At 55.3% G+C, this 4,247-nt stretch carries 2 rRNA genes; both read right to left on the minus strand.

Going from position 1 to position 4,247, the window contains the following annotated elements:
* Positions 1 to 2,746, minus strand: a 23S ribosomal RNA gene (locus ACH4F2_RS35140); the annotation flags it as partial.
* A gap of 328 nt (positions 2,747 to 3,074) precedes the next feature.
* Positions 3,075 to 4,247: ribosomal RNA gene (locus tag ACH4F2_RS35145) — 16S ribosomal RNA — on the minus strand; the annotation flags it as partial.

Here is a 4,247-nt window from a genome sequence, read left to right on the forward strand (position 1 = left end):
GAGCCGACATCGAGGTGCCAAACCATCCCGTCGATATGGACTCTTGGGGAAGATCAGCCTGTTATCCCCGGGGTACCTTTTATCCGTTGAGCGACACCGCTTCCACTTGCCGGTGCCGGATCACTAGTCCCGACTTTCGTCCCTGCTCGACCTGTCAGTCTCACAGTCAAGCTCCCTTGTGCACTTGCACTCGACACCTGATTGCCAACCAGGCTGAGGGAACCTTTGGGCGCCTCCGTTACATTTTGGGAGGCAACCGCCCCAGTTAAACTACCCACCAGGCACTGTCCCTGAACCAGATCATGGTCCGAGGTTAGAGGTCCAATTCGATCAGAGTGGTATTTCAACAACGACTCCACGATAACTGGCGTCACCGTTTCACAGTCTCCCACCTATCCTACACAAACCGAACCGAACACCAATACCAAGCTGTAGTGAAGGTCCCGGGGTCTTTTCGTCCTGCCGCGCGTAACGAGCATCTTTACTCGTAATGCAATTTCGCCGAGTCTACGGTTGAGACAGCTGAGAAGTCGTTACGCCATTCGTGCAGGTCGGAACTTACCCGACAAGGAATTTCGCTACCTTAGGATGGTTATAGTTACCACCGCCGTTTACTGGGGCTTAAATTCTCAGCTTCGCTCCCGAAGGAACTAACCGGTCCTCTTAACCTTCCAGCACCGGGCAGGCGTCAGTCCGTATACATCGTCTTACGACTTCGCACGGACCTGTGTTTTTAGTAAACAGTCGCTTCTCACTGGTCTCTGCGGCCCCACCCAGCTCAGACAGTACATGTCGTCACCAGACAGGGCCCCCCTTCTCCCGAAGTTACGGGGGCATTTTGCCGAGTTCCTTAACCATAGTTATCTCGATCGCCTTAGTATTCTCTACCTGACCACCTGTGTCGGTTTGGGGTACGGGCCGTGTGAAAGCTCGCTAGAGGCTTTTCTCGGCAGCATAGGATCACTGAATTCGCCTCAATCGGCTACGCATCACGTCTCAGGCTATGTGTGACCCGGATTTGCCTAGGTCACGCCCTACACGCTTACACCAGTATTACCACTGACTGGCTCAGCTACCTTCCTGCGTCACCCCATCGCTTGGCTACTACCAGATCAGGTCCCATGCATCCACCAACTCGAGACCCGAAGGTCTTCTCGTGGCTTCAGGATGGTTAGTATCACTGATTCACCATGGGCGCGTTCACACGGGTACGGGAATATCAACCCGTTGTCCATCGGCTACGCCTGTCGGCCTCGTCTTAGGTCCCGACTCACCCTGGGCGGATTAACCTGGCCCAGGAACCCTTGGTCATTCGGCGGACGAGTTTCTCACTCGTCTTTCGCTACTCATGCCTGCATTCTCACTCGTGTGGCCTCCACGGCTAGGTCACCCTGCCGCTTCCATGGCCACACGACGCTCCCCTACCCATCCACACACCTGCCAGAAAATCCTTGGATCAACTGGGGGCTATTGCGTGAATGCCGCAGCTTCGGTGGTGTACTTGAGCCCCGCTACATTGTCGGCGCAGGATCACTTGACCAGTGAGCTATTACGCACTCTTTCAAGGGTGGCTGCTTCTAAGCCAACCTCCTGGTTGTCTTCGCGACCCCACATCCTTTTCCACTTAGTACACGCTTAGGGACCTTAGCTGGCGATCTGGGCTGTTTCCCTCTCGACTACGAACCTTATCGCCCGCAGTCTCACTGCCGCGCTCTCACTCACCGGCATTCGGAGTTTGGCTGATTTCGGTAAGCTTGTGGGCCCCCTAGACCATCCAGTAGCTCTACCTCCGGTGAGAAACACGCGACGCTGCACCTAAATGCATTTCGGGGAGAACCAGCTATCACGGAGTTTGATTGGCCTTTCACCCCTACCCACAACTCATCCCCTCAGTTTTCAACCTAAGTGGGTTCGGTCCTCCACGACGTCTTACCGTCGCTTCAACCTGGCCATGGGTAGATCACTCCGCTTCGGGTCTAGAGCATGCCACTGACTCGCCCTATTCGGACTCGCTTTCGCTACGGCTACCCCACACGGGTTAACCTCGCGACATGCCACTAACTCGCAGGCTCATTCTTCAAAAGGCACGCCATCACCCCCAGCAGTAAACTGCTCGAAGGCTCTGACGGATTGTAAGCGCACGGTTTCAGGTACTATTTCACTCCCCTCCCGGGGTACTTTTCACCTTTCCCTCACGGTACTAGTCCGCTATCGGTCACCAGGGAGTATTCAGGCTTATCGGGTGGTCCCGACAGATTCACACCAGATTTCACGGGCCCGGTGCTACTTGGGTTTCCATTACAACAGTCACAAAGTTTTCGTGTACGGGATTCTCACCCTCTACGACAGGCCGTTCCAGACCACTTCCACTAACCCTGTGATTTCTTACTGTTGGCCTGCTCGGCAGAACAGACAAAATGAACCCCACAACCCCACGAATGCAACACCTGCCGGCTATCACACACCCATGGTTTAGCCTCTTCCGCTTTCGCTCGCCACTACTCACGGAATCACGGTTGTTTTCTCTTCCTGTGGGTACTGAGATGTTTCACTTCCCCACGTTCCCTCCACACGCCCTATATATTCAGGCGCGGGTAACACGACATCACTCGTGCTGGGTTTCCCCATTCGGACATCCTCGGATCACAGCTCGGTTGACAGCTCCCCGAGGCTTATCGCAGCCTCCTACGTCCTTCATCGGCTCCTGGTGCCAAGGCATCCACCGTACGCTCTTCATTACTTACAACAAAGATGCTCGCGTCCACTGTGCAGTTCTCAAACAACACACAACACTCAGGCTCCAAGCAGACACCAACAAGAAAAAATTCTTGCGGTATGACCGCGCCTGAACATTGTCGTTACTTCCTAGAGAGGAAACACTCGCGTGTTCTCTCAGGACCCAACAGTATGCCGATATAATTTGTTCTCCCACCAGCACTGAGGCCGGCAGTAACGAAAACGAATGCTTGTCAGCGTCCACCCATGAGCAACCACCGTTCCACATACGGGAACGAAATGGCCTCTGCTTTCCTCAACCACACCTGTGTGCAGCGAGCGAAAGAGATGCTCCTTAGAAAGGAGGTGATCCAGCCGCACCTTCCGGTACGGCTACCTTGTTACGACTTCGTCCCAATCGCCGATCCCACCTTCGACGGCTCCCTCCCACAAGGGGTTAAGCCACCGGCTTCGGGTGTTACCGACTTTCATGACGTGACGGGCGGTGTGTACAAGGCCCGGGAACGTATTCACCGCAGCGTTGCTGATCTGCGATTACTAGCGACTCCGACTTCACGGGGTCGAGTTGCAGACCCCGATCCGAACTGAGACCAGCTTTAAGGGATTCGCTCCACCTCACGGTCTCGCAGCCCTCTGTACTGGCCATTGTAGCATGTGTGAAGCCCTGGACATAAGGGGCATGATGACTTGACGTCGTCCCCACCTTCCTCCGAGTTGACCCCGGCAGTCTCTTACGAGTCCCCACCATAACGTGCTGGCAACATAAGATAGGGGTTGCGCTCGTTGCGGGACTTAACCCAACATCTCACGACACGAGCTGACGACAGCCATGCACCACCTGTATACCGACCACAAGGGGGGCCACATCTCTGCAGCTTTCCGGTATATGTCAAACCCAGGTAAGGTTCTTCGCGTTGCATCGAATTAATCCACATGCTCCGCCGCTTGTGCGGGCCCCCGTCAATTCCTTTGAGTTTTAGCCTTGCGGCCGTACTCCCCAGGCGGGGCGCTTAATGCGTTAGCTACGGCACGGATTCCGTGGAAGGAACCCACACCTAGCGCCCACCGTTTACGGCGTGGACTACCAGGGTATCTAATCCTGTTCGCTACCCACGCTTTCGTTCCTCAGCGTCAGTTACTGCCCAGAGACCCGCCTTCGCCACCGGTGTTCCTCCTGATATCTGCGCATTTCACCGCTACACCAGGAATTCCAGTCTCCCCTGCAGTACTCAAGTCTGCCCGTATCGCCTGCAAGCCAGCAGTTGAGCTGCTGGTTTTCACAAACGACGCGACAAACCGCCTACGAACTCTTTACGCCCAGTAATTCCGGACAACGCTTGCACCCTACGTATTACCGCGGCTGCTGGCACGTAGTTAGCCGGTGCTTCTTCTGCAGGTACCGTCACTTGCGCTTCGTCCCTGCTGAAAGAGGTTTACAACCCGAAGGCCGTCATCCCTCACGCGGCGTCGCTGCATCAGGCTTTCGCCCATTGTGCAATATTCCCCACTGC

This window comes from Streptomyces sp. NPDC017890, from assembly GCF_044328675.1.
Classification (GTDB): domain Bacteria; phylum Actinomycetota; class Actinomycetes; order Streptomycetales; family Streptomycetaceae; genus Streptomyces.